The sequence below is a fragment of the Mammaliicoccus sp. N-M50 genome (genome assembly GCF_022386995.1).
Lineage (GTDB): Bacteria > Bacillota > Bacilli > Staphylococcales > Staphylococcaceae > Mammaliicoccus > Mammaliicoccus sciuri_A.
Map to the genome: position 1 here is coordinate 359,396 of NZ_JAJNJA010000001.1, position 25,320 is coordinate 384,715.

The following is a 25,320-nucleotide window of genomic DNA, read 5'->3' on the forward strand; positions in this document are numbered from 1 at the left end:
AATTACAATATCCATATTCAATAAAAAGACCTTTCATGTATGGATTGGTCGTCCAAACATAAAAGGTCTTTCGTTAATTCAAATGATTAGTCTTCTAATTTAGCATATACTTTATGAGCTGCTATTTCTTCTAGTGCTTGACCTACATTTTTTAGTGAACGATATTCATCTAATAATAAACTGTCAGGGTGTTCTTGTAGTTCACGTGCTCTCTTAGCTGCAGTTGTTACAACTAAATATTTAGAATTGATGCTGTCTTTTAATTCGTTTTGTGGTGGGTATAACATTATTTTTTTGCCTCCAATATCATTTTTCTGTAACGTGCTTCAACACGTTCTCTTTTTAAGTGTTCAGCTTCTACGATGGCTTGAATACGCTCTTTCGCTAATTCAACTTCATCGTTTACAACAACATAATCGTAAAGGTTCATCATTTCAACTTCTTTACGCGCTTCAAGAATTCGGTTCTGGATGATTTCATCTGATTCAGTTCCGCGACCGACAAGTCTTTCTTTCAAATGTTCAAGACTCGGTGGTGCTAAGAAAATAAATAATGCTTCAGGGAATTTCTTTCTAACCTGTTTCGCACCTTCTACTTCTATTTCTAAAAATACATCATAACCGTTATCCATCGTATCTCTTACGTATTGTACTGGCGTACCATAGTAATTACCAACATACTCAGCATACTCTATAAATTGGTCATCAGCAATTAAAGCTTCAAATTCTTCTCTTGATTTAAAGAAATAATCTACGCCATCCGTTTCTCCTTCACGCATGTTTCGAGTAGTCATAGAGATAGAATATTTAAAATCCGTACTCGGATCATCAAATATTGATTTACGTACTGTTCCTTTACCAACTCCAGATGGGCCAGAGAGCACTATCAGTAACCCTTTTTCTATGTTCATGTCAAACGACCTTTCCTAATGAATACTAACGATTTATTATCATTTTGTTTTTTTATATCTTACCATATTTCAATTCTATATGGCTAGAGACGTTTAAAGATTAAACAGAATTATACTCATTTAATCCCTTACATGTTACAATAAATTGACTTTTGATAAAGGTGTGAATGCAAATGGCTTTTGATGGCTTATTTACTAGAAAGATCGTTGAAGATATACAATCGCTCGTAACTGGGCGAATTCATAAAATTGCTGAACCTAGTAATGACACAATTATATTAACAATTCGAAGTGAACGAAAAAATAAACAATTACTATTATCAACACATGCAAATTTCAGTCGTTTTCACTTAACTGCTGAAAAATTTGATAATCCTTTCGACCCACCAATGTTTCTTAGAGTGCTACGTAAACATTTAGATGGCGGCATTATTCAAAGTATTACTCAAATTGGTAATGACCGTTTAGTAGAAATCGATGTTCATTCTCGAGATGAAATTGGTGATTTAAGAAAACGAACAATCGTATTAGAAATTATGGGTAGACATAGTAATATCATTTTAATTGATGGCGACCGTAAAATTATCGACGGCTTTAAACATCATACACCTAATACTAATACTGCTCGTACAATTATGCCAGGTTTCAAATATGAATATCCACCTACTGTTAAGAAATTAAATCCTTTCGAAGTGGATGATATTAATAAATATATTGATTTTAATTCGGGTAAAATTGACCGACAGCTCCTTCAACAATTTGAAGGTTTTAGTCCACTTATAACGAAAGAGATTACATCTAGACGTCCATTTATGAATCAAGAAACATTAGTGGAAGCTTTTAATGAAGTAATGGATGAAGTTCAACAATCACCTAATCCTGTTATTTATAGTGATGATTCGACTGGCAAAGAAATTTTCTATTTTATGCCGTTACATTCTTACGGAAATGACTATATGTCCTTTGATAATTTACATGAATGTTTAGATAGATTTTATGAATCACGTGGTGAAAGAGAACGCGTTAAGCAACGTGCATTAGATTTAGTTAAAATTGTCGACCAACATCTTCAAAAAAATCGCCATAAACTAGAGAAATTAATTAATGAGCGAGAAGCGGCTCGTAACAAAGATGAGCAACAATTATTTGGAGAATTAATAACGGCGAATATGTATCAAATTAAACAAGGTGACAAATCGTTAGAAACTATTAATTATTATAACAATGAGCCTGTTACGATACCTTTAAATCCAACAAAATCACCTTCAATGAATGCTCAATATTATTACAAACAATATAACAGACTTAAGACACGTGAAATAGAATTAGATAAACAAATCAAATTGACACAATCTAATATCTTATATTTCGAATCATTAGAACAACAACTTGCCCATATTTCTGTTGATGATATTGATGACATTAGAGAAGAATTAGAAGATCAAGGTTTTGTTAAGAAACGTAAAAATAAGAAAAAGAAAAATTCTAACAAAATTACGTTAACGACATTTATTTCTACAGATGGTCAAACGATTTTATTAGGTAAAAATAATAAACAAAACGATTACTTAACACATCGTGTCGCAAGAAAAAATCAATTATGGTTCCATACGAAAGATATTCCAGGTTCACATGTTGTCATACAAGAAGACGAACCAACGCAAAAAACAATCGAAGAAGCGGCAATGATTGCTGGGTATTATTCTAAAGCAAGTCAATCAGGTCAAATCCCAGTTGACTACACTGCTATAAAGAATGTCCACAAACCGAGTGGTGCTAAACCGGGATTTGTCACTTACGACAGTCAAACAACACTTTATGTCACAACTGATTATGACGATATTAAAAAATTACTTAAAAAATAACAAAAACTTTCATAACTCGATTGGCCAGAAATCATTTTCAAAGGCTTTTCAGTTATGAAAGTTTTTCTTTTATATATTGCATTTATGACTGTTGTTCAGGTAAAGCAAGTTGGAAGTTCACGCCAAATTTATCTTGAACCCATGCAAACTCTCTAAATGTTGGTGGTAATTCTGTTTTCGGCATAAGAATCGCGCCACCCGATTTAAGTTTTGAATATAAATGTTCCATTTCCATTGCTGATTCACACGTTACATATAATGACATTGCAGGATTCATCTCAATTTCAACACCATTCGTTTGATCGATTCCCATAAATATTTGTCCATTTATTTTAAATATAGAATGTTGAACAGTCCCAGGTTCACCAGGTCCCTCTTCACCATACTTAACCATTGTTAAAATTTCACTATCTTTAAAAATAGACGTATAAAAATTAATCGCTTCTTCAGCTTCACCGTTAAACATTAAAAATGTCGTAATTTTTGGTATCATTGAATAAACACTCCATCAACAGATTTTAATCATTTTTTAAATCGTATATAATTTAGTATAATCTTATTAAGCGTTAAAGACAAAGGAGAGATTTTATGTCACTTTCATTATTGTTACCGATCGTCATTATGTTAGCCATTATCATTGTCGGATATATATTTATTAAACTATTTATGGATTAAAATACAACATAAAGCAATGCTTGGATCAACATCCAAGCATTGCTTTTTTAATTTTATTTCAATTATTTACTTGCTACTAAATCTATACCAAATAACCACGGAACCATGAACCATACAAATCCGACGATAATTACACAGCTGATTAAGTTTAACCAAAATCCGGCTGTCGCCATTTCTCGGATTGTTACTTTGTCTGTACCAAACACAATCGCATTTGGTGGTGTACCGACTGGTAACATAAATGCACAGTTTGCAGCCATTGCTGCTGGAATCATTAATGCTAGTGGATGTACATGAATACCAACTGCAATTGTAGCTAAAATTGGTAAGATCATTGTAGCTGTTGCAGTATTAGATGTAATTTCTGTTAAGAATAATACAAACAGCGTAACAATTCCTATAATTAAGATGATATTGACGCCATCTAATCCTGAAATTTGTTTACCCATCCATTTATCTAATCCACTTTCTGTAATGGCAGAAGCTACTGCTAAACCACCACCAAATAGTAATAAAATGCCCCACGGTAAATCTTTAGCAATTGACCAATCAAGAATTCTAGCAAATTTGCGTTTTGCTGGAATTAAGAAAAGTATAACAGCGATAAACATTGAAATTGTGCCATCTTTAACTAATTCTGTAAAAGGTAATTGTGCTAATAAGAATTCTCTAGATACCCATAAAAATGCAGCTAAACAGAATAGTGTGAATACAACTTTTTCTTCATAAGTCGTCTTACCTAAAGACTTTAACTCTCTTGTAATAATTTCTTTCCCACCTGGAAGTTCTTTCATGTCATGTTTAAATACTACAAAATTTAAATATGCCCAAGTTATCGCGAGTATGATAATGACTGTAGGTACACCCATAACCATCCATTGACCGAATCCAATTTCTTCTCCGAAAATCTTCTCGTATTGACCTTTCAAAATAATAAGAGGCGGTGTCCCAATTAAAGTTCCCAATCCTCCGATTGTACCTGCATAACCAATACCAAGTACGAGTGATTTTTCAAATTGTGATAAGTTGTGGTGCCCATCACCTTCTGCTGTTAATTCATTTGCTTCTTTAATAATTGCCATACCGATTGGAATCATGATCATTACGGCTGCTGTGTTTGAAACAAACATCGATAAAGCACCCGTTGCAATCATAAATCCTAATAAAATTCTACCTGTACTCGTACCAATACTTTTAATAATGACGAGTGCAATTCTTGTATGTAAATTCCATCTTTCCATCGCAACTGCAATAATGAAACCACCTAAGAATAGGAATACAATATCATCTCCATATGCACTTGAAACTGTCGCGCTATCCATAATTCCGCCTAACGGGAAAAGGAATAAAGGCATTAAACTTGTTGCTGGAATTGGTATAGCTTCAGTAATCCACCATACGGCAATCCATAAAGTGGCAGCCATAACGTAGACACCATTTTGACTCAGTCCATCTGCTTTGAAAAATAATAACACAACTAAAAATAGTAATGGACCTAATATTAATCCGATAAGTTGTGCGGTATTGTAAGCTTTCAATTCAGGATCTGGTTTATTTTGATTTTTTAATGCATCCGTTGAAAAGAACTTTAACATTTCTTTCGTACGTCCACTTTCTTTCCAAAGTTGATTCGTAAACTTATTATCACGTTTATTCATACATTTCGCCCCCTTTAAAAGTGTATACGTTTACATTTTAACAAACGTCATTCTTAATTCATACAATTTTCTGAATATTCATGCTTGAAAAATAAAAACTACTAAAAAATTGATACCAATTTTTTTAGTAGTTTTTTCTTAATGTCTTATTAATCATCAAAGAATCCTTTTGCTTCTAATTCTTTTTTGATACTTTTGAATATATTTTTGTCGCCTAAATCATATCTTCTCTGTCTATTCACGTTTGTGTTATTCGAATAACCTGTACGTTCGTACATATTTTCGTCTCTTACTTCATAGTGATTAAAGTCAGGTTTCGCATTAGAATCTTTTTTAAGAAAATCATTAATATGTCCCCATTTTTTTATCTGCTCTTGTTCTTCTGCAGCAGATAATTTATGTTGGCTTTCCATAAAGACCCCCCTTATCTTGACTTTATTATAAAGTATCTTTCCAAGCTTTTAAAGTTTTTATATCTTTATTTTCGATATAACCTTCTTTTTCAGCTACTGAAATCAGTTCATCATAATTAGACAAAGTATAAAATGGGACATCGATTGCTTTGAAAGCTTCTTCTGCTTTGTTAATACCATATGTAAAGATTGCAAATACCCCTAATACTTCCGCGCCATCTTCAATTAAAGCTTCAACAGCATTAATTGAAGAACCACCTGTTGAAATTAAATCTTCAATTACAACTACTTTTTTCCCTTTGCTTAAAGCACCTTCGATTTGATTCCCTTTACCATGACCTTTGCTTTTAGACCTCACATAGCTCATCGGTAATTTTAGTTGATCCGCAACAAATGCTGCATGCGGAATACCTGCTGTTGCCGTACCAGAAATAATTTCAGCGTCTTGAGCGTGTACTTTGATCAATTGAATTAAACCTTGATAAATATTTTCTCTAATTTCAGGATATGCTAATGTCACTCTATTATCACAATAAATCGGTGATTTAATGCCTGAACTCCATGTATATGGATCGTCAGGTGAAAGTGTTACAGCTTTAATTTCTAATAATGATTGTGCGATATTTTGAGTCATATGAATTATCCTTCCCATCTTTGTAATATTTCGTGATATCTTGCTACTGGATCTTCATGTTGCGTAATTGAACGACCCACTACTATATGTGTTGAGCCTAATTTTTTAGCGTCTTCTGGCGTTGTCACACGTTGTTGATCATGTGTCTTATCAGATTCTAAACGTATACCTGGTGTTACTTTTAAGAAAGTTTCGCCGATATGGTCTTGAATTAAAGTAGACTCTAATGGTGAACAAACGACACCATCAAGTCCTGCTTCATGTGCCATTTTTGCATAGTGCACGACTGATTCATTGATGGATGATTGAATATTTTGTTCATCTTTCATTTGTTGTTCTGTAGTAGAAGTTAACTGAGTTACAGCTATTAACTTAGCATTAGGATTTGTCTCACGTAATCCTTCAAGTCCAGCAGCCATCATGTTTTTACCACCGGCTGCATGTACATTGATTAAGTCGATATTGAGTTTACCTAATCCTTTTAATGCGCCTTTAACCGTGTTTGGAATGTCATGTAACTTTAAATCTAAAAAGATATCATGACCTCTTTCTTTAATTCGGTTGATCGTTTCAGGACCATTTTGCAAATAAAGTTCCATACCTACTTTTACAAATAGGGGTTCGTTAAATAAATCTAAAAATTGATCAACTTCCTCTAGAGTTGCAAAGTCTAATGCAATTATTGGTGTATTCTTCATGTTATTTGACAACTCCTTGTTGGTTATAAGTTCTACCTTTAAGTTCTGTAATGTGATCAACACCTAATTTATCGAGTAATGTAGGTAATTCATCAATAATATCTTTACAAACTGTTGGATTTTCAAAGTTTGCTGTTCCAACTGCTACTGCATCAGCACCAACTGAAATGAAATCAATGACATCTTGAGCCGTTCTCACGCCACCCATAGCGATAATTGGAATATCAACATGTTGACTGACTTCATATACCATTCTTAATGCAACTGGCTTGATTGCTGGTCCGCTCAGTCCACCTATAACATTACTGATGATTGGTTTTCCAGTCTTCGCATCAATTCTTAATCCTACTAAAGTGTTGATCATCGTTATACCGTCTGCGTATTCTGCAATAGCTTTCGCCATTTCTACAATGTTTGTTACATTAGGAGATAACTTTACATACACTGGCACTTCTGAAACAGCTTTTACTTTTCTCGTCAGTTCTTTAGCCACTTCAGGTACTGTACCGAATTGAATCCCACCTTCTTTAACATTTGGACAAGAAATATTTAATTCTAGTGCATGAACATTTGATGCTTGTGAAATATGTTTGGCGACGTAAACATATTCTTCTTCAGTCGAACCTGCAACATTAGCAATAATGGGTACATCATATTGTTCAAGGTATTTCAATTCATGTTCCATAATATGGTGAACACCTGGATTTTGAAGACCAATCGCATTAATCATACCGCTTGCTGTTTCAGCGACACGTGGCGCTTCATTACCGTATCTTGCAAATTGAGTTGCAGCTTTAATCATGATTGCGCCAAGTTCTGATAAATCATAAAACTGACTGAATTCTTTTCCGAAAGCAAAGCATCCACTTGCTGGCATGATTGGATTTTTCAAATTTAACCCTGGTAGCGAAATATTTAATCGACTCATATGATGACAGCTCCTTTTTCAAATACGGGACCGTCTGTACAAACTTTGACATAACCCGCTTCATTATCCGTATGGCATACACATGCATAGCAAGCACCGATGCCGCAACCCATACGTTCTTCGAGTGAAATATAACCTTTCACATCACTTAATTGAAGTGTTAAAGCTTTCAACATTGCTTTTGGTCCACAGCTGTAAAAAATATCGAAGGGTGTGTCTAAATTTTCAATAACAGTTGTAACAAATCCTTTAGTACCAAGTGTTCCATCTGCAGTTGCAACATACGTATCACCTAGCGCACTAAATTCGTCTATATAAAATGCATCTTTAGCACTTTGAAAACCTAATACGTGAATCGTCTTGATTCCTCTAGCATTGAGTTGTTTCGACAATTCGTACATAGGTGGCACGCCAATACCACCTCCGACTAATAAGGCAGTATTTTGCGCTTCATCAACTGGGAATCCGTTTCCTAAAGGTGCAATCACATCTATTGGATCACCTTGTTTTAATTGTGAAATCAATTCTGTACCGTGTCCTTCTCTTCTAAAAAGCATAGTAAATGTGTCTTCTTCACGGTTCACTTCACAAATTGAAATTGGTCTTCTCAACATATGTTCAGTTCCTGTACCAGCTTTAATATGAACAAACTGTCCAGGTTTTTTCATATTTTTCGTAAGATTTCCACGTACTTTTAATTCAAAAATTGCGTCTGCTATTTGATTATTTGATACAACTGTCATTATCTCGGACATTATAATCCCCCCACTACATTTGTTCAGTTCTAAATGTCATACTTTCCACTACATCTGCTAAAGCATTTGCCGTATCAAGTGATGTTAAACATGGTATACCATTTTCTACAGATTCACGTCTAATTTGGAATCCATCTCTTTCATATACTTTACCTTTTGTCATTGTGTTGACCACAAGTTGTACTTCACCTTTTTGTATTACTGATAGAAGATCATGTTCGCCACCTATTTTACCAACCGTATACACTGGGATGTCATGTTCGTTAAAGTATTGTGCCGTACCTTCTGTTGCAAAAATTCTATAACCAATCTCATGAAATCTCTTAGCGATTGTTAATGCTTCACCTTTATCTTTATCACTTACAGTGAATAATGCTGTACCTTGATCTTGTACTTTTAAACCACTTGCTGTTAAACCTTTATACAATGCTTTTTCTAAAGTACTATCTTTACCCATTACTTCACCTGTCGATTTCATTTCAGGTCCTAATGTGATATCAACATTTTTAAGTTTATTAAAACTGAATACTGGTGCTTTAACATATACACCTTCTTTATATGGCGCTAAACCACTTTCATATCCTTGTTCTTTCAAAGTGATGCCTGCAATTGCTTTAGTAGCAATCTTCGCCATTGGAATTTCAGTAATTTTACTTAAAAATGGTACAGTACGACTAGCTCTTGGGTTAACTTCAAGTACAAATACTTCTCCTTTAGAAAGCACAAACTGAATATTGATAAGTCCAACTATGTTTAAGCCTTTTGCCAATTTCGTTGTGTAATCGACTAATAAATTAATTTCTTCATCCGTTAAAGTTTGAGGTGGATATACCGCAATTGAATCACCTGAATGGACACCCGCTCTTTCAATGTGTTCCATAATACCTGGAATGACAACTGTTTCACCATCTGAAATTGCATCTACTTCAATTTCTTTACCTGTTAAATAACGGTCAATTAGTACTGGATGCTCTGGGCTTGCTTTAACTGCTTGTTCCATATAATTTCTCAATTCAGGTTCAGCATATACAATTTCCATCGCTCTTCCACCAAGTACGTATGAAGGTCTCACAACTACTGGATAACCAATTTCATTTGCGTTATCTATCGCTTCTTGTACTGAAGTGGCTGTTTTACCTAATGGTTGTGGTACATCAATTTTTTGTAATAAAGCTTCAAATTCTTTTCTATCTTCAGCTCTGTTAAGATCTTCAAGCGTCGTACCTAATATTTGAATGCCTTTTTGTGAAATTTTATCTGCTAAATTGATTGCTGTTTGTCCACCAAATTGAACGACTACGCCTTTAGGTTGTTCGTGATTAATGATACTCATCACATCTTCTTCAGTCAGTGGCTCAAAGTATAACTTGTCAGATATTGAGAAGTCTGTTGAAACTGTTTCAGGGTTGTTGTTAATAATAATTGCTTCATAACCCGCTTCTTGAATAGCCCATACAGCATGTACAGTAGCATAATCAAATTCCACACCTTGTCCAATTCTGATTGGACCTGATCCGAGTACGATGATTTTTTCTTTTTCAGTGACTATAGATTCATTTTCTTCTTCATAAGTACCATAGAAATATGGAGTTTCTGATTCGAATTCTGCAGCACAAGTATCTACTGTTTTGTACACTGGGTTAATACCATGTTCTTGTCTTAAATCATATATATCTCGTTCTGATTGTTCCCATCTATGTGCAATGACTTTATCACTAAAGCCGTATTGTTTCGCCCATAATAATGCGTCTAAATCGCCTTTTTTCTCTTTTAAATCGTGTTCAATGTCGATGATGTGTTTGAATTTATTCAAGAAGAAGTAATCAATTTGTGTTAATTCATTTATTCTCTCAAGTGATGTACCACGTCTAATAGCTTCACCAATAAAGAATAATCTTTCATCATCTTGTGCTTTAATTCTCTCTTCAATGAAATCTAATTCAAATTCATCGCCATTTGGTAAACCTAAATGATGAACGCCATATTCTAACGAACGAATCGCTTTTAATAATGATTCTTCATACGTTCTACCAATTGCCATGACTTCCCCAGTTGCTTTCATTTGTGTTCCTAGATGACGTTCGCCTTTTTCGAATTTATCAAAAGGAAATCTCGGTATTTTAGAAACAACATAGTCTAGTGCTGGTTCAAATGCTGCATAAGATGTGCCCGTTACAGGGTTTAACATTTCATCTAAAGTCATACCGATTGCTATTTTGGCAGCTAACTTCGCAATTGGATAACCCGTTGCTTTGGAAGCTAATGCTGACGATCTTGATACACGTGGATTAACTTCTATTATGTAGTAATCTAGTGATTTTGGATCAAGTGCTAATTGTACGTTACATCCGCCTTCAATTTTTAATGCACGAATAATTTTTAGAGATACATCTCTTAACATTTGATATTCAACATCTGATAATGTTTGACTTGGTGCAACAACAATCGAGTCACCTGTATGAATGCCAACTGGATCTATGTTCTCCATGTTACATACTACGATGGCATTATCATTCTTGTCTCTCATCACTTCGTATTCAATTTCTTTGTAACCTGCGATGGATTTTTCTAGTAAACATTGTGTTACTGGGCTGTATTTCAAGCCATTTTGAACAACTTCTATTAGTTCTTTTTCATCGTGACAAATTCCGCCACCAGTACCACCCATTGTAAACGCAGGTCGCACGATTAGCGGGTAGCCAATTTCGTTCGCAAAATTTAAAGCACCTTCAATATCATTCACGATATCACTTTCAGGTACTGGTTCATTTAATTCATTCATAAGTGTACGGAATAAATCTCTATCTTCAGCTTGTTCGATTGAAGATAGTTGTGTACCTAATAAACGTACGTTATTTTCTTCTAATACACCATTTTCGTGTAATTCAATTGCCATGTTCAAACCAGTTTGTCCACCTAAAGTTGGTAACAATGCGTCTGGTTGTTCTTTACGAATAATGCGACTCACAAAGTCTAAAGTTAAAGGTTCAATATATACTGTATCTGCTATTTCAGTGTCCGTCATAATTGTTGCTGGATTAGAGTTTACAAGTATTACGCGGTAACCTTCTTCTTTTAGTGCTAAGCATGCTTGAGTGCCTGCATAATCAAATTCTGCAGCTTGACCTATAATGATTGGGCCAGAACCAATTACTAAGATGGATTTTATATCAGTTTGTTTAGGCATTGATTGTACGCTCCTTCGCTTTATGTAATTTAATCATTTCAATAAATTCATCGAATAAATAGTTTGAGTCGTGCGGTCCAGGTGATGCTTCTGGATGATATTGTACTGAAAATGCTGGATATTTTTTATGTCTTAATCCTTCAATTGATTTATCATTTAATGCGATATGCGTCACTTCTAAATCAGTTTGTGCAATAGACGCTTCATCAATTGCATAACCATGGTTTTGACTTGTTAAATCTACTTTTCCAGTTTGTAGATTTTGTACTGGATGATTGGCACCTCTATGACCAAATTTCATCTTATAAGAAGTTGCACCTTGAGATAATGCAAACAATTGATGTCCTAAACAAATGCCGAAGAATGGTATTTTGCCGACTAGTTGTTTAATTGTTTGAATGGTTTCTTGTACACTTTCAGGATTCCCTGGTCCATTTGAAACCATTATGCCATCTGGTGAGATATTCAGTATTTCTTCATATGATGTTTGATATGGTACGACTGTTACATCACAGCCTCTTCTATTAAGTTCTCTCACGATATTTTCTTTTTTACCGTAATCAATTAATACAACTTTATAGCCATCACCTGTTGAAATATATGGTCTAACTGATGAAACTTGTTCAACTTCGTCCGTTCTTAACGATTCAGTATTTAAGCGCTGAACAAGACTTTCTATTTCATCGGCATTATCAGTAAATCCAGCTTTAAGGACACCGAATTTTCTAATTTTACGTGTTAAACTTCTTGTATCAACACCTGAAATACCTGGTATATGATAGAATTTTAACGTTTCATCTAAAGACTTACTTGATCTAAAGTTACTTGGGTAATCACACGCTTCTCTCACAACAACACCATTTAAAGTTGGTGTTAATGATTCAAAGTCATCTCTGTTTATCCCGTAGTTACCAATAAGCGGGTAAGTAAATGTAATAATTTGTCCAGTATATGATGGGTCTGAAATTGTTTCTTGATAACCTGTCATTGCTGTATTAAAAACAATTTCTCCAACTGTTAAATCATCTGAACCTAATGCATAACCTTTATATGTTGTACCATCTTCTAATACTAAGTATCTTTTATTTTTCATCTTATACTTCCTCCTTGAAGACGATTTCTCCATCACAAATTGTTAAAATTGGATATCCTGAAACGACTTCTCCTATAAATGGTGTATTTGTACTCTTAGAAGCAAATTCTTCTGCTCGTATCGGTCTTTCTGTTTCCAAGTCTATGATAGTTAAGTCAGCGTAGCTTCCTTCTTCTAATCGACCATAAGGTAAGTTAAATGTTTCACTTGGTTTCGTTGTTAAAAATGCAACAAGTTGTTCTAATGTGAATTTACCTGTTTTCACAAAGTGTGTGTATAATAATTGGAATGCTGTTTCACTGCCTACAATTCCGAAAGGTGCATCAACCATTGACACTTCTTTTTCTTCTTTAGCATGTGGTGCATGATCTGTTGCGATACAGTCAATTGTTCCATCTAATAATCCTTCGATTAAAGCATCTCTATCTTCTTTCGCTCTTAAAGGTGGATTCATTTTGTAAATCGCATCGTCACCTGGTACGTCATCTTCTGTAAGTAATAAGTGATGAGGTGTAACTTCTGCAGTTACTTTAATACCTGCTTTTTTAGCATCTCTAATGACACGTACACTTTCTTTAGTAGACACGTGACACACATGGTAATGACAATTTGCTGCTTCAGCTAACAACACGTCTCTAGCAATTTGTACCGCTTCGCAAATTGAAGGAATACCTGGAATGCCAAGTTCTTCACTTCGTTTACCTTCATGCATTGCACCACCATAAATTAATGAATTATCTTCGCAGTGTGCTACGATTGCTTTATCGATTTTAGCCGCTTCTTGCATCGCTTCATACATCATTGAAGCTGTTTGTACACCTACACCATCATCAGTAAATTGGAACATCCCTCTATCTTTTAATGCTTTGAAATCAACATGCTCTTTACCAGCTTGTCTTACTGTAATGGATGCATAAGGTAATACTCTTACCACTGCATGCTCATCAATGATTTTGTGAAGACGATCTAAATGTTCAACTGAATCTGGGACAGGCTTTGTATTAGGCATTGGACATACTGTTGTAAATCCGCCTCTTGCTGCTGCTTTTGTACCTGTTTCAATTGTTTCTTTATGTTCGCCACCAGGTTCTCTTAAATGTACATGTACATCAACAAATCCTGCTGAAATAAAATGTCCTTTCGCATCAATAACTTCTTGATTCTCTACTTCTATATAATCATCTATTTTTTTAATTTTGCCATCTTCAATTTCAATTTCCTTGTTAACTAATTGACCTTCTAATAAGATTTTTCCATTTTTGATTATAAGTGACATTTTACTTTTTCCTCCTTGTGATTAAGTACATCATGTATACATGCCATTCTAATGAACACGCCGTTCTCCATTTGTTTAAAAATTCTTGATTTCGAACTTTCTACAAGTGAAGTATCTATTTCAACACCTCGGTTGACTGGTGCTGGATGCATGACGATTGCATTGTCATGAAGTTTGTTATATCTATCTATCGTCAGTCCGTATGCATTGTGATAGTCTTCTTTACTAAACGTCGTACCTGAATCATGTCTTTCATTTTGTACTCTTAACAACATACAAACGTCTACTTCTTCTATCACATCATCAATTTCTACATATGGTACATCTGAAAAGTTACATTTCCATTGTTCCGGTGCTGAGAACATCACTTCCGCACCAAGTTTCGTTAAAGCATCTGCATTACTTCTTGCTACTCTTGAATTTTTTATATCACCTGAGATTAAAATTTTTAATCCTTCGAAGTAACCGTATTCCTCATATATTGTCATAATATCTAGAAGACTTTGTGTCGGGTGGTGGCCACTTCCATCTCCACCATTTAATACTGGAATATTAAGCCCTTGTAATGTGTCATAATATGCATTTTCACTATGTCTAATGACTAATGCGTCTACACCAATAGATTCTAAAGTTTTGCAAGTATCATATAAAGATTCACCTTTTTGAACAGATGAAGTACTTATTTCAAAAGGAATGACTTCCAAACCTAATTTTCTTTCAGCCATTTCAAAACTACATTTTGTTCGTGTTGAATTTTCAAAGAATAAGTTTGCGACCGTCATGCCTTTACCAAAAGTTTCTGCACCATTTTCTTTAATGTCTTGTGCTTTCGTTATAATTTTCATGATGTCGTCTTTAGTTAAATCAGTCATTGTTAATAAATTTTTCATATGACACGCCTCCTGAGAATTATTTTATTTTCTTTGGCAATATAAGATTGAGCAAGATACCTACTGTTGCTGCTAAAGCCATACCTTCAATGTTTAAATGTATGCCAATACCTGTGAAGTCTAAATGTGCTTTACCAATTCCTAATACGAGAATGACAGAAGCAATGATCAAGTTACGGTTGTCACCGAAGTCGATATTGTTCTCCACCAACATTCTCAAACCACTTGAAGCAATGATTCCGAATAATAGTATGGAAACACCACCCATAACTGGTGTTGGTATTGTTGAAATCATCGCTGTGAATTTACCAACAAATCCTAAGATTAGTGCAAGTACTGCTGCACCACCGATTACCCATATACTATAAATTCTTGTAATGGCAAGTACGCCAATGTTTTCACCGTATGTCGTACTTGGTGGCCCACCAATAATTGAAGCCATCATCGTTGATACCCCGTCACCGATTAATGAGCGGTGTAAACCTGGATCTTTGAAGAAGTTCTTACCGACAATTTTATTGATGACGATTTGATGACCGATATGCTCACTAACCGTTACAAAAACGATTGGCAGCATGATTAAGATAAGTCCCCATTGTAGCGATGGTGTGTAATCATGAAACGGTAAGTAAATATCAGGCATTTGAATCCATTTTGCTTTTGAAATCGGCGCTAAGTCCACAATTCCAAATAATAATGAAGATATATATCCAACAATAATTCCGATAAGTACTGGAATGATTGATAAGAATCCTTTGAAAAATACTGAAACGATAATTGTTGTAATTAATGTGATGAGTGCGACTGTAATGTAAATGCCACTATAGCCTTTCATTGCATTTGAATCTGTGTACATCGCCATGTTAACGGCTACCGGCGCTAATCCAAGTCCGATAACCATGATGACAGGTCCTACTACAACTGGTGGTAACAGATTAAGCAACCAATTCGTGCCTGTAACCTTTATAATCAAACCGATAATGACGTAAAGAACACCACTCATAAATAATGCGACAAGCATTTCACCAAGGTCATGTGTCTTGAGTCCGACAATAATCGGCGTTATGAATGCAAAGCTCGAACCGAGATAAGCTGGTATCTTTCCTTTCGTTATCAGTATATAAAGTAGCGTTCCTAAGCCTGATGCAATGAGTGCTGCTGAAACAGGTAAGCCTGTTAGAAATGGTACAAGTACCGTTGCTCCGAACATTGCAAATAAATGCTGTGAGCTTAAGAAGAACCATTGTGATGCTTTAGGTTTATCATTAACATCTAGTATGGGTTCTACTGTTCGTTTAAACATTTCTTCATTATGTGACATTTCCATTCTCCTATTCAAAAAAAGATCCCTTTACAAGATATGCAAAGGGATCTATGTATACAGTGATACCTATAAAGGTATAGTTATCTCCTGTAACCATATAAGCTCCTTTGCCAGTCTCTCGTACTGATTTAAAAGGATTTATTTAATTTAATTTTACTGCTGTTTGTTGGTCAAACTCTTCTAGTTCAACGACAACTGATTCATTAGATGATGTTGGAACGTTCTTACCTACATAATCTGCTCTAATCGGAAGCTCTCTATGACCTCTGTCGACTAAAGTTGCTAAACTTATTTTTCGTGGTCTTGCGTGATCTAATATAGCATCTAATGAAGCTCTAACCGTTCTACCTGTATAAAGGACATCATCTACAATAATGACATGCTTATCGTTAATATCTACATCGATATTAAATGATTTCACTTTAATCGTACCTTGCTGATTCTGAACATCGTCACGATAATGTGTAACATCAATTTCTCCAGTTGGTACTTGAACTTGTTCGATGTCTTGGATTTTCTGCTCAATTCTATTCGCAAGAAATACACCTCTTGTCTTTACGCCTAACAAGACAATATCTTTAGTACCTTTGTTCTTTTCAAGTATTTCATGTGACATTCTTGTTAATGCTCTGTTTACAGCAGCAGCATCCATGATTAACCTCTCAGCCATATTCAATCTCCTTCCACAAAAAAATACTCACGTCTTTAGAAGACATGAGTATACACTAGTACCATACAAATATGGTCTACACGCTCATATTATGTCTTCTCAGCCTCTCTGGACTGTCTGTTAAAGACGCTTTAATTGTTAAAACAATAATATCGTTTTTTTCATATGATGTCAAAGTTTAAATAAAATTAAATAAGTATTATTACACGTTGTACTTATTTTTTATCTTCGTGATTTCTTAATTTCTCTAATAATGTTTCAAAATACTCTGGTAGAGGCGCTTCTTTTTCAATATATTCACCAGTAACTGGATGTTCAAATCCTAATAATCCAGCATGTAAAGCTTGTCCACCAATGTTCAATGTCTTCTTCGGTCCATATTTAGGATCGCCTACTAAAGGAAAACCAATATGTTTCATATGCACTCTGATTTGGTGCGTACGACCCGTTTCTAATTGACATTTAACCAATGTATATTTTTCGAACTTTTCAATTACATTAAAGTGCGTCACAGCTTCTTTACCATCATCCACAATCGCCATTTCTTGACGTTCTTTAGGATTTCTACCAATTGGTGCTTCAATTGTTCCAAATTCGTGAGGTATATTACCATGTACAAGTGCTGTATATTCTCTTGTCACAGTTTTATCAACTAACTGTTCAACTAATCCTCTATGTGCAATATCGTTCTTAGCAATCATCAATAAACCTGATGTATCTTTATCTATACGATGTACAATACCAGGTCTAATTTCACCATTAATACCTGATAAATCTTTAATCACATACATCAATCCGTTTACTAACGTACCTGTATAATGGCCAGGTGCTGGATGCACAACCATACCTTTAGGTTTATAAACGACCGCAACATCTTTGTCTTCATAATAAACCTCAATACCTAAATCTTCTGCGACAATATCGACCTCTTCGATTACTTTCTCAGTCACAACAATCACATCATTAAGCTTCGTCTTATAATTTGCTTTAATGACTTTACCATTTACTTCAACTAAACCTAATTTAATCCAATCTTGAATTTGATTTCTTGACCAATCTGGATTCAAATCAGGTAATAATTTATCAATTCTTACACCAATTTCATTTTCTGTCTCTATCTTAAATTCAAATGTATTCAAGCTTTTTCCTCCTTGCCCTCAAATAAAATCACAATTATCAATACAATGACACCTATCGTTAAAGCAGCATCTGCTACATTAAATATCGGGAAATTATAGCTGAAAATATATGTATCAACAAAATCAACAACTTCTCCTCTAAACAAACGATCTATAAAGTTACCAATTGACCCTGCAATTAATAAACTTAGTCCAAGTTGAACATCAGGTCGTCCATATCCTTCATTCTTAAAGAACATAAATAAAATAACGAGCACGACAATTGTTACGATATAAAATAACCACATTTTCCCTTGTAAAATCCCCCAAGCAGCACCTTGGTTTCTATGAGATGTAATATATAAAAAATTACTGATAACCTTTATAGACTCACCCACTTCTAAAGATTTAACAATTAAAAATTTAGTAAGTTGATCAAGCGCGATTAATATAATAATAAAAGTACTCCAAATCGGTACATTGTAACCTTTACGCATCTGCTTTCCACTCCAATCTTGATTATTTTACCACATAACACGACCTAATTGTTAATATGATCTTTTAAATTACACATCTAATTCAAACACCACATCACATATATTTTCTCGCATAAATAAGAAACTAATAAACAAAACAAAAAGAGATCAAGCAACCACAATTGCTTAATCTCTTTCATTCATTAAATTACACTTCATACTTACGAGACAATCTATAAATACCAAGAAAAATTAAAGCAGATAAAATGACTAAACCATTACGTAACCACGTACTATCACTTTCACCCGTCTTAGGTAATTCTTTTTGTTGTTTATCAGATTTAGCTTTATTGTCAGTAGCCTTAGCCTTTACATCTTTATTATTGTCTTCTTTTTTCATATCAACCTTTTTAGAAGAATCAGAAGATTGAGGATCAGACTTTTGATTATTCATTGCCACTTTATTTTGATCATTAGATTTATTATTAGATATAGCCTTATTATCTTTATTTGTATTAGCTTTATTTTGATTAGCAGTATCTTTCTTATCAACTACATTACTATGAGTATCAGAATTTTTATCAACTTTAGCCGGTTGTTCTACTTTAGCAGGAACATCTTGTTTTGGTTGTTCTGTCATAGACTGATTGTCAGTAGTGTTTTTATTAGGTACTGTTTGATCATTTTTAGGTTCATCTTTTTTGTCATTATTCTTATCATTTACATTATTTTGATTATCTATTTTATCATCAACTTTTGTGTTATCTGAAGTATTATCATATTTAGGTACAAATATTTCCCCATCTAATGGTCTAGGATGTTCTCCAACGAATAAATCAGCAGTTCGACCTTTTGATGCATAAAAATCATAGTACGCCCATTGATCCCATATGTGTTTATACTTTGGTGTGAGTTCATCAGTATCTACACCATTTTTCTTCACATAAAGGTCGACTGGCATACCTACAACATCCCAATGGTCTCCGTTAGGGTCAGGTATTGTCATTGAACCATCTAAATTAATAATTACTCCAGAATTTCCTCCATTATGAAACACATATTTAACAGGTTTATCTTGTTTCACTTCTTCTGCATTAACTTTACCTATTAAAGGTGTAGTTAGTGTTGTACATAACAATGTTGATAAAAGTATTTTCATTAACATAAACTTCTCCCCTTTTTGAATACAAATATAGTATTTTAAATTTTAACCTTCATATAACTTTCTTATATTTCGGTTTATATTTTTATCGCCTATACTTTATCTATATTGAAGAAATTTATACCTCAGATTAATTAAGGATATTATACAATGTAAATTTTTACCATTCAATATATTTTTTTACATTTATCATATTAAATTATGCCTCATATAAAAATTGTTAGACATAATTTTTTCTACAAAAAAACTCACGAGATTTATATCTCGTGAGTTCGTTTATGATTATTAAATTTATACTAATGTTTTTACAACTGTTTGACAGCGTGGGCATAGGTTATCTAATTCGCCTACTGAGCCTAGTTCGTCTGAATAGTTCCAACAGCGTTGACATTTTTCTCCGTCAGCATGTTTCACTTTAACTTTCACATATTCATATGCTTCGCCGTCTGTTAATTCATCAACGACATCTACTTTAGATACAATGAAGAGTTGTTGTAAGTCTTGGAATTGACTTAAGAATTCAACTGTATCAAAGTCTTCTGAGTTTGATAATGTGATGTGTGCTTCTAATGATTTACCGATTACTTTTTCATTACGTGCAACTTCTAATGCTCTGTTAACATCGTCTCTTAATTTCATCAGTTTAGACCATTTTTCCACTAATTCTGTATCAACTTCATGTGGGTCTGGCATATTTGTTAAATGAACACTTTCTTCTTCAACATGTGGAATATGTCCCCAAATTTCATCAGCTGTATGTGGAATGATTGGTGCTAAAATTTTAGTTAATTTAACTAATGTTTCATAAAGCACTGTTTGCATACTACGACGTTTTAATGAATCTACTTGTTCGATATAAAGGATATCTTTACCGTAGTCTAAGTAGAAGTTACTTAATTCTACGTTAATGAAGTTTTGAATATCTTGATAAATATCTAGATAGTCGAATGCTTCATAGTGAGATAATGTACGGCCAATAAATTGATTTAATCTATTGTGCATATATTGATCGATTTCAAGCATATCTTCATATTTCACACTATCTGTTGCTGGATTGAAATCATTCACATTACCTAATAAGAAACGGAATGTATTTCTAATTTTACGATATACATCAGAAGTTTGTTTTAAGATGTCGTTTGAGATACGTACGTCTGCTAAGTAGTCTACACTACTTACCCATAATCTCGCGATATCAGCACCCATTTGTTTCACAATTTTATCAGGAACGATTACGTTACCTAATGATTTACTCATTTTCTTACCTTCTCCGTCCATTACGAAACCGTGAGAAAGTAACATTTTGTATGGTGAGATACCTTTAGTTGCTACTGATGTAGTGATTGAAGAGTTAAACCAACCTCTGTATTGGTCACTACCTTCTAAATAAATATCAGCTGGGTATGATAATTCTGGACGTGTTTCTAACACACCTCTATGAGTTGAACCTGAATCGAACCATACGTCCATAATATCTGTTTCTTTAGTGAATTCACCATTTGGGCTACCTTCATGCGTAAAGCCTTCTGGTAATAAGTCTTTCGCTTCTCTTTCAAACCAAATATTTGAACCGTGTTGTTCGAATAGATTTGCAACATGATTAATTGTTTCTTCAGTCATGATAATATCGCCATTTTCAGCGTAGAAGACTGGTAGAGGTACACCCCATACTCTTTGACGAGAGATAACCCATTCTCCTCTATCTCTGATCATATTGTAAAGACGTGTTTTACCCCAATCGATTTTAAACTTCGTATCATCAATTGCATCTAAAATATCTTGTCTTACTTTACTGATTGAAGCGAACCATTGTTCAGTAGCTCTGAAAATAACTGGTTTTTTAGTTCTCCAGTCATGTGGATATGAGTGTTTGAAGAATGTAAGTTTTAATAATGCGCCAACTTCGTCTAATTTTTCAGTGATATTTTTATTAGCTTTATCATAGAATAGACCTTCAAATTCTCCAGCTTCTTCAGTGAATACACCTTTATCATTAATTGGACTAAGCACGCCTAGACCATATTTTTGACCAACGATATAGTCATCTTCACCGTGACCTGGTGCTGTATGAACACAACCTGTACCTGCATCAGTTGTAACGTGGTCACCTAAAATTAATAATGAAGTACGATCGATAAACGGATGTTGCGCTGTTGCATATTCTAATTCAGCTCCACTGAATTCTTTATCAATTGTAATTGTTTCTTTATTCCAGTCTAATGCTTCACAAACTGAATCAAGAAGTGCTTGGGCAACAACGTATTTTTTGCCTTCTACATTTACTTGTACGTAGTTCAATTTAGGATTAACAGCAATTGCTAAGTTTGATGGAATTGTCCATGGAGTTGTAGTCCAAATAATAAATGCTGCATCTTCATCTACAACACCTTTACCATCTACTACATTAAATGCTACATAGATTGAAGGTGATTTTTTATCTTGGTATTCAATTTCAGCTTCAGCTAATGACGATTCACTTGAAGGAGACCAGTAAACTGGTTTTTTACCTTTATAGATTAAACCTTTAGCAGCCATTTCACCGAATACTCTAATTTGTGCCGCTTCAAACTCAGGTTTTAACGTAATATATGGATTATCCCAATCACCGTTTACACCTAAACGTCTGAAATCAGCTTTTTGTAATTCAATTTGTTCTAATGCAAATTCTTTACATTTTTCTCTGAATTCAGCAATTGACATTTCTTTTCTTTTAACACCTTTGTTTGTTAAAGCTTGCTCGATTGGTAAACCATGTGTATCCCAACCTGGCACGTAAGGTGCATAATATCCAGACATTGCTTTTTGTCTAACGATGATATCTTTTAAAATTTTATTTAAAGCGTGACCCATGTGTAAATTACCATTAGCATATGGAGGACCATCATGAAGAATAAATGGTGTATTACCTTTATTTTTTTCTAAAATTTTATTGTATAAATCTTTCTCTTTCCACTCTTCTTGAATTTGTGGTTCTTTATTTGGTAAACCACCTCTCATTGGAAAACTTGTTTTAGGCATAAGTAACGTATCTTTGTAATCCATAAGTCTTAATCTCCTTCTTAATAAAAATAATATAAAAAAACTCTAAGCTGAAATAATAGGGACGACATACATCGCGGTACCACCCTTATTAACTCAACTTAGAGTTCACTCATTAAACATATATCATATTCGCAAACAGGTGATACCTAAAGAAATGAATTTATTAGGCTCTCACTATCCCTAACTCGCTTCTCAATTCGTTTATTCTTCAGACTTGTCCTCTTCACTTTTAACTGCTTGATTATTTATCTGTTCTTGATTATTTTCTTCTTCTTTGTTCAAAATGTCAATATTTTCTTCAGTAACTTTTTGTTGATCGACATCATAATTCAGTAAATAATCCCAATCTTCATTTTTCAATAAATCTAATTGCGCTTCAACTAACATGCGGAAACGTGAACGAAAGACTTTTGATTGACGTTTCATATCTTCAGTTTGGAAACTGATATGACGCGCTTTTTGAAGTGCATCATTAACGATTTGATCAGAACGTCCCTCTGCTTCTTTAATAATAGCATCTGCTTTTAATACAGCAGTATGTTTCGTTTCTTCACTTGTTTTTTGCGCTTGTAATAATACGTCAGAGATTGTATTTTCGACTGCTTTGAATCGACTAATATTCTCTTCTTTATCATCTATAATACTTTGTAAATGCGCTTTATCTGATTTTAATTTTTCAATTTCATCACTTAAAGTTTGTAGATATCCACGTACTTCAGTTTCATCTAATCCTTTATGAACTCTACTAAATTCTTTTTGTTTGATTTCCTCTGGGGTAAATGCCATAAGTTTTCCTCCTCAGCACTATTTAAACAATGTTCGATAAGCTATTCTTATCTTGCCTTTTTTTGAAGTTCCATTATTTTGAATGATCTTCGCACGTCCATATCCTTTAATAGAGATCAAATCATTTTCTTCGACTATAAAGTCTACTTGTTCGATTTCTCTATAATTGACTTTAACGCGTTTACTTTCAATCAATTTCTTACTAATTGTTCTACTCGTATTTGTAAGGTGTTTAATGATTACATCCAATCTCAATGCACTTACAGTTGCGTCATGTGTCTGCCAATTCTCACTTGATTGTATCATATTTTGGAATGGAATAGAACTCAATTTGATTCCAGCACCTTTAATCTTTGTTAATTCCATCATAATATACGATTCAAATCTCTTTGTCAAAACAAACTGTATACGGTCATTAACAATAATATCCCCTAGTTGATTTCTATCAATCCCAAGCGACATGATCGTACCTAATACATTACGATGCGTCAATTTAACAAATTTTGAAGGATAAGTAAGCTCAATAAGAACCATCTCATAATCCGCTTCAGTCGGTTCAAAATAATCAGGTGCGACGATTGCACGTTTTCTTTCTGATTCTTCATTCCCACCAAAGTAATGTACATTTAAATCATCGAAGCCACCCACGATTGTTTGTAATATAAATTGTTCTCTAGGGTCCAGAAATTCTGTAAGCACTGGTTGATAATTTCGTTCAGCAACTTCACACCTATTTAAAAATAAATCAATAATCTCTTTTTCTTCTTTTCTAAAGTGTTGATATATATCCATTTTGACACCTCTAATTCAATAAAAAATAGGATGTGACATTACGTCTCACCCTACTGTCATTTATCGTTTAATTATAATATTGGCATTACAGGTACAATCATATTAAATATATTAACTAAACCAACATAGAATAAACTTAACGTTATAAACGCCACTAATGAAGATATGTCTAACATACCTAAAGGTGGGATGATTTTTCTAAATGGTTCTAAAAATGGTTCATATATTTTCCCTAAAAATTGTCCAAATGCGCCTTCCCTAACGCCTGGTAACCATGATGTAAGGAAATAAACGATCATACCATATTGATAAATTTTAACGACGAATAATACAAAGCCTAATATCGTACTTAATAATCCACTATCCATATCTTAAATTCCTCTATTCTTGATAAGGTTCAACTTGTTCTAGTTGCTCAGTAATTGATCCAGCTACTTCAACATTATCAGGTGTACATAAGAAGATGTCTGTTCCTACACGTCTTATATCTCCACCAATCGCATAAACAGTACCACTCAAGAAGTCTATAATTCTTTTAGCTGATACTTTGTCAATGCGTTGTAAGTTTACTAATGTTGTACGTCTATTTTTAAGTTCATCGGCGATATCCTGCGTATCTGAAAATACTCTTGGTTCAAATAAGCACATTTTTGAACTTTGCGCAAAATCCATATTCCCGCTCATACTAACGACATTCGTTTGAGATGAATTTGTACGTTTCTCAGTCATGGCCTCTTTCCTTTCAGGTTTTTTAAAATCACGAGAACGTTGTGATTGGTATCTAGTTGTATTTGATTTTTGTGTTGGTACACTTTTTAAAGATTGTTGTTTTGGTTTTTGTTCTTGTATAGATGATTCTTGTTGTGGTGATTTTGTTTGTTCTCTTTGTGGCTCTTCGTATACTTCTTCTTCTTCATCGACTACGAAAAAGCCTTTAAATACATCTTTAATTGCCATAATTTACACTC

General features: G+C 33.9%; 24 protein-coding genes. 1 reads left to right on the plus strand and 23 read right to left on the minus strand.

What is annotated here, in order from left to right; all coding sequences use genetic code 11:
- Positions 1–86 precede the first annotated feature (86 nt).
- Together rpoZ and gmk are read right to left on the minus strand one after the other, a co-directional pair.
- Positions 87–287: a DNA-directed RNA polymerase subunit omega gene (rpoZ, locus tag LQ622_RS01800; RefSeq protein ID WP_016911048.1), complete on the minus strand. Its 201-nt coding sequence runs from the start codon at positions 285–287 to the stop codon at positions 87–89.
- Positions 287–910, minus strand: coding sequence for a guanylate kinase (gene gmk, locus LQ622_RS01805; protein ID WP_025904573.1), 624 nt, complete (start codon positions 908–910; stop codon positions 287–289). Before gmk ends, rpoZ begins: the two co-directional genes overlap by 1 nt.
- Before the next feature lie 173 nt (positions 911–1,083).
- Here gmk and LQ622_RS01810 point away from each other — a divergent pair, with 173 nt between their 5' ends.
- Positions 1,084–2,775 (plus strand): Rqc2 family fibronectin-binding protein, encoded by a 1,692-nt coding sequence (locus LQ622_RS01810; RefSeq protein WP_191836230.1) that lies wholly within the window; start codon positions 1,084–1,086, stop codon positions 2,773–2,775.
- Positions 2,776–2,857: 82 nt separating this feature from the next.
- Here LQ622_RS01810 and LQ622_RS01815 read toward each other — a convergent pair whose 3' ends face one another.
- The 21 genes from LQ622_RS01815 to LQ622_RS01915 form a co-directional block, all read right to left on the minus strand.
- Entirely contained in the window at positions 2,858–3,268 is a 411-nt protein-coding gene (locus tag LQ622_RS01815) for a VOC family protein (RefSeq protein WP_048542477.1), read from the minus strand.
- A gap of 244 nt (positions 3,269–3,512) precedes the next feature.
- On the minus strand, positions 3,513–5,045 hold the full coding sequence (locus LQ622_RS01820; protein ID WP_239762367.1) for an SLC13 family permease: 1,533 nt from the start codon (positions 5,043–5,045) through the stop codon (positions 3,513–3,515).
- 212 nt (positions 5,046–5,257) lie between these two features.
- Complete coding sequence (locus tag LQ622_RS01825) at positions 5,258–5,521, minus strand: hypothetical protein (protein ID WP_025904577.1); 264 nt, start codon at positions 5,519–5,521, stop codon at positions 5,258–5,260.
- A 25-nt stretch (positions 5,522–5,546) separates the two neighbouring features.
- Positions 5,547–6,155 carry an orotate phosphoribosyltransferase gene (gene pyrE / locus LQ622_RS01830; protein WP_232173401.1) on the minus strand — a complete coding sequence of 203 codons (609 nt, stop codon included), beginning with the start codon at positions 6,153–6,155 and terminating at the stop codon, positions 5,547–5,549.
- 5 nt (positions 6,156–6,160) lie between these two features.
- Positions 6,161–6,853 (minus strand): orotidine-5'-phosphate decarboxylase, encoded by a 693-nt coding sequence (gene pyrF / locus LQ622_RS01835; RefSeq protein ID WP_126476906.1) that lies wholly within the window; start codon positions 6,851–6,853, stop codon positions 6,161–6,163.
- Position 6,854: 1 nt separating this feature from the next.
- The gene (locus LQ622_RS01840) at positions 6,855–7,781 is read right to left on the minus strand and encodes a dihydroorotate dehydrogenase (protein ID WP_107577360.1); all 927 of its coding nucleotides are present in this window, start codon (positions 7,779–7,781) and stop codon (positions 6,855–6,857) included.
- Complete coding sequence (locus LQ622_RS01845) at positions 7,778–8,536, minus strand: dihydroorotate dehydrogenase electron transfer subunit (RefSeq protein WP_107565511.1); 759 nt, start codon at positions 8,534–8,536, stop codon at positions 7,778–7,780. The genes LQ622_RS01840 and LQ622_RS01845 overlap by 4 nt, the downstream gene beginning before the upstream one ends.
- 13 nt (positions 8,537–8,549) lie before the next feature.
- Positions 8,550–11,723, minus strand: coding sequence for a carbamoyl-phosphate synthase large subunit (gene carB, locus LQ622_RS01850; RefSeq protein WP_239762330.1), 3,174 nt, complete (start codon positions 11,721–11,723; stop codon positions 8,550–8,552).
- Complete coding sequence (locus LQ622_RS01855) at positions 11,716–12,816, minus strand: carbamoyl phosphate synthase small subunit (RefSeq protein ID WP_025904583.1); 1,101 nt, start codon at positions 12,814–12,816, stop codon at positions 11,716–11,718. The genes carB and LQ622_RS01855 overlap by 8 nt, the downstream gene beginning before the upstream one ends.
- Before the next feature lies 1 nt (position 12,817).
- Entirely contained in the window at positions 12,818–14,092 is a 1,275-nt protein-coding gene (locus tag LQ622_RS01860) for a dihydroorotase (protein ID WP_037587563.1), read from the minus strand.
- On the minus strand, positions 14,080–14,982 hold the full coding sequence (locus tag LQ622_RS01865; RefSeq protein ID WP_037587561.1) for an aspartate carbamoyltransferase catalytic subunit: 903 nt from the start codon (positions 14,980–14,982) through the stop codon (positions 14,080–14,082). Before LQ622_RS01865 ends, LQ622_RS01860 begins: the two co-directional genes overlap by 13 nt.
- 19 nt (positions 14,983–15,001) lie before the next feature.
- Positions 15,002–16,303 carry a solute carrier family 23 protein gene (locus LQ622_RS01870; RefSeq protein ID WP_037587560.1) on the minus strand — a complete coding sequence of 434 codons (1,302 nt, stop codon included), beginning with the start codon at positions 16,301–16,303 and terminating at the stop codon, positions 15,002–15,004.
- 145 nt (positions 16,304–16,448) lie between these two features.
- The gene (pyrR, locus tag LQ622_RS01875) at positions 16,449–16,976 is read right to left on the minus strand and encodes a bifunctional pyr operon transcriptional regulator/uracil phosphoribosyltransferase PyrR (RefSeq protein WP_025904587.1); all 528 of its coding nucleotides are present in this window, start codon (positions 16,974–16,976) and stop codon (positions 16,449–16,451) included.
- 215 nt (positions 16,977–17,191) lie between these two features.
- Positions 17,192–18,115, minus strand: a complete 924-nt coding sequence (locus LQ622_RS01880; protein ID WP_103361372.1) for an RluA family pseudouridine synthase — start codon at positions 18,113–18,115, stop codon at positions 17,192–17,194.
- Positions 18,112–18,591: a signal peptidase II gene (gene lspA, locus LQ622_RS01885; RefSeq protein WP_037587555.1), complete on the minus strand. Its 480-nt coding sequence runs from the start codon at positions 18,589–18,591 to the stop codon at positions 18,112–18,114. Before lspA ends, LQ622_RS01880 begins: the two co-directional genes overlap by 4 nt.
- A gap of 187 nt (positions 18,592–18,778) precedes the next feature.
- Complete coding sequence (locus tag LQ622_RS01890; RefSeq protein WP_126476912.1) at positions 18,779–19,735, minus strand: LPXTG cell wall anchor domain-containing protein; 957 nt, start codon at positions 19,733–19,735, stop codon at positions 18,779–18,781.
- A 288-nt stretch (positions 19,736–20,023) separates the two neighbouring features.
- Complete coding sequence (gene ileS, locus LQ622_RS01895; RefSeq protein WP_204168363.1) at positions 20,024–22,774, minus strand: isoleucine--tRNA ligase; 2,751 nt, start codon at positions 22,772–22,774, stop codon at positions 20,024–20,026.
- Positions 22,775–22,975: 201 nt separating this feature from the next.
- Positions 22,976–23,560: a DivIVA domain-containing protein gene (locus LQ622_RS01900; RefSeq protein WP_025904594.1), complete on the minus strand. Its 585-nt coding sequence runs from the start codon at positions 23,558–23,560 to the stop codon at positions 22,976–22,978.
- 18 nt (positions 23,561–23,578) lie between these two features.
- The gene (locus LQ622_RS01905; protein WP_239762326.1) at positions 23,579–24,352 is read right to left on the minus strand and encodes a YlmH family RNA-binding protein; all 774 of its coding nucleotides are present in this window, start codon (positions 24,350–24,352) and stop codon (positions 23,579–23,581) included.
- Positions 24,353–24,423: 71 nt separating this feature from the next.
- The gene (locus LQ622_RS01910; protein ID WP_037587547.1) at positions 24,424–24,720 is read right to left on the minus strand and encodes a YggT family protein; all 297 of its coding nucleotides are present in this window, start codon (positions 24,718–24,720) and stop codon (positions 24,424–24,426) included.
- A gap of 13 nt (positions 24,721–24,733) precedes the next feature.
- Entirely contained in the window at positions 24,734–25,309 is a 576-nt protein-coding gene (locus LQ622_RS01915) for a cell division protein SepF (protein WP_107596659.1), read from the minus strand.
- Positions 25,310–25,320 lie beyond the last annotated feature (11 nt).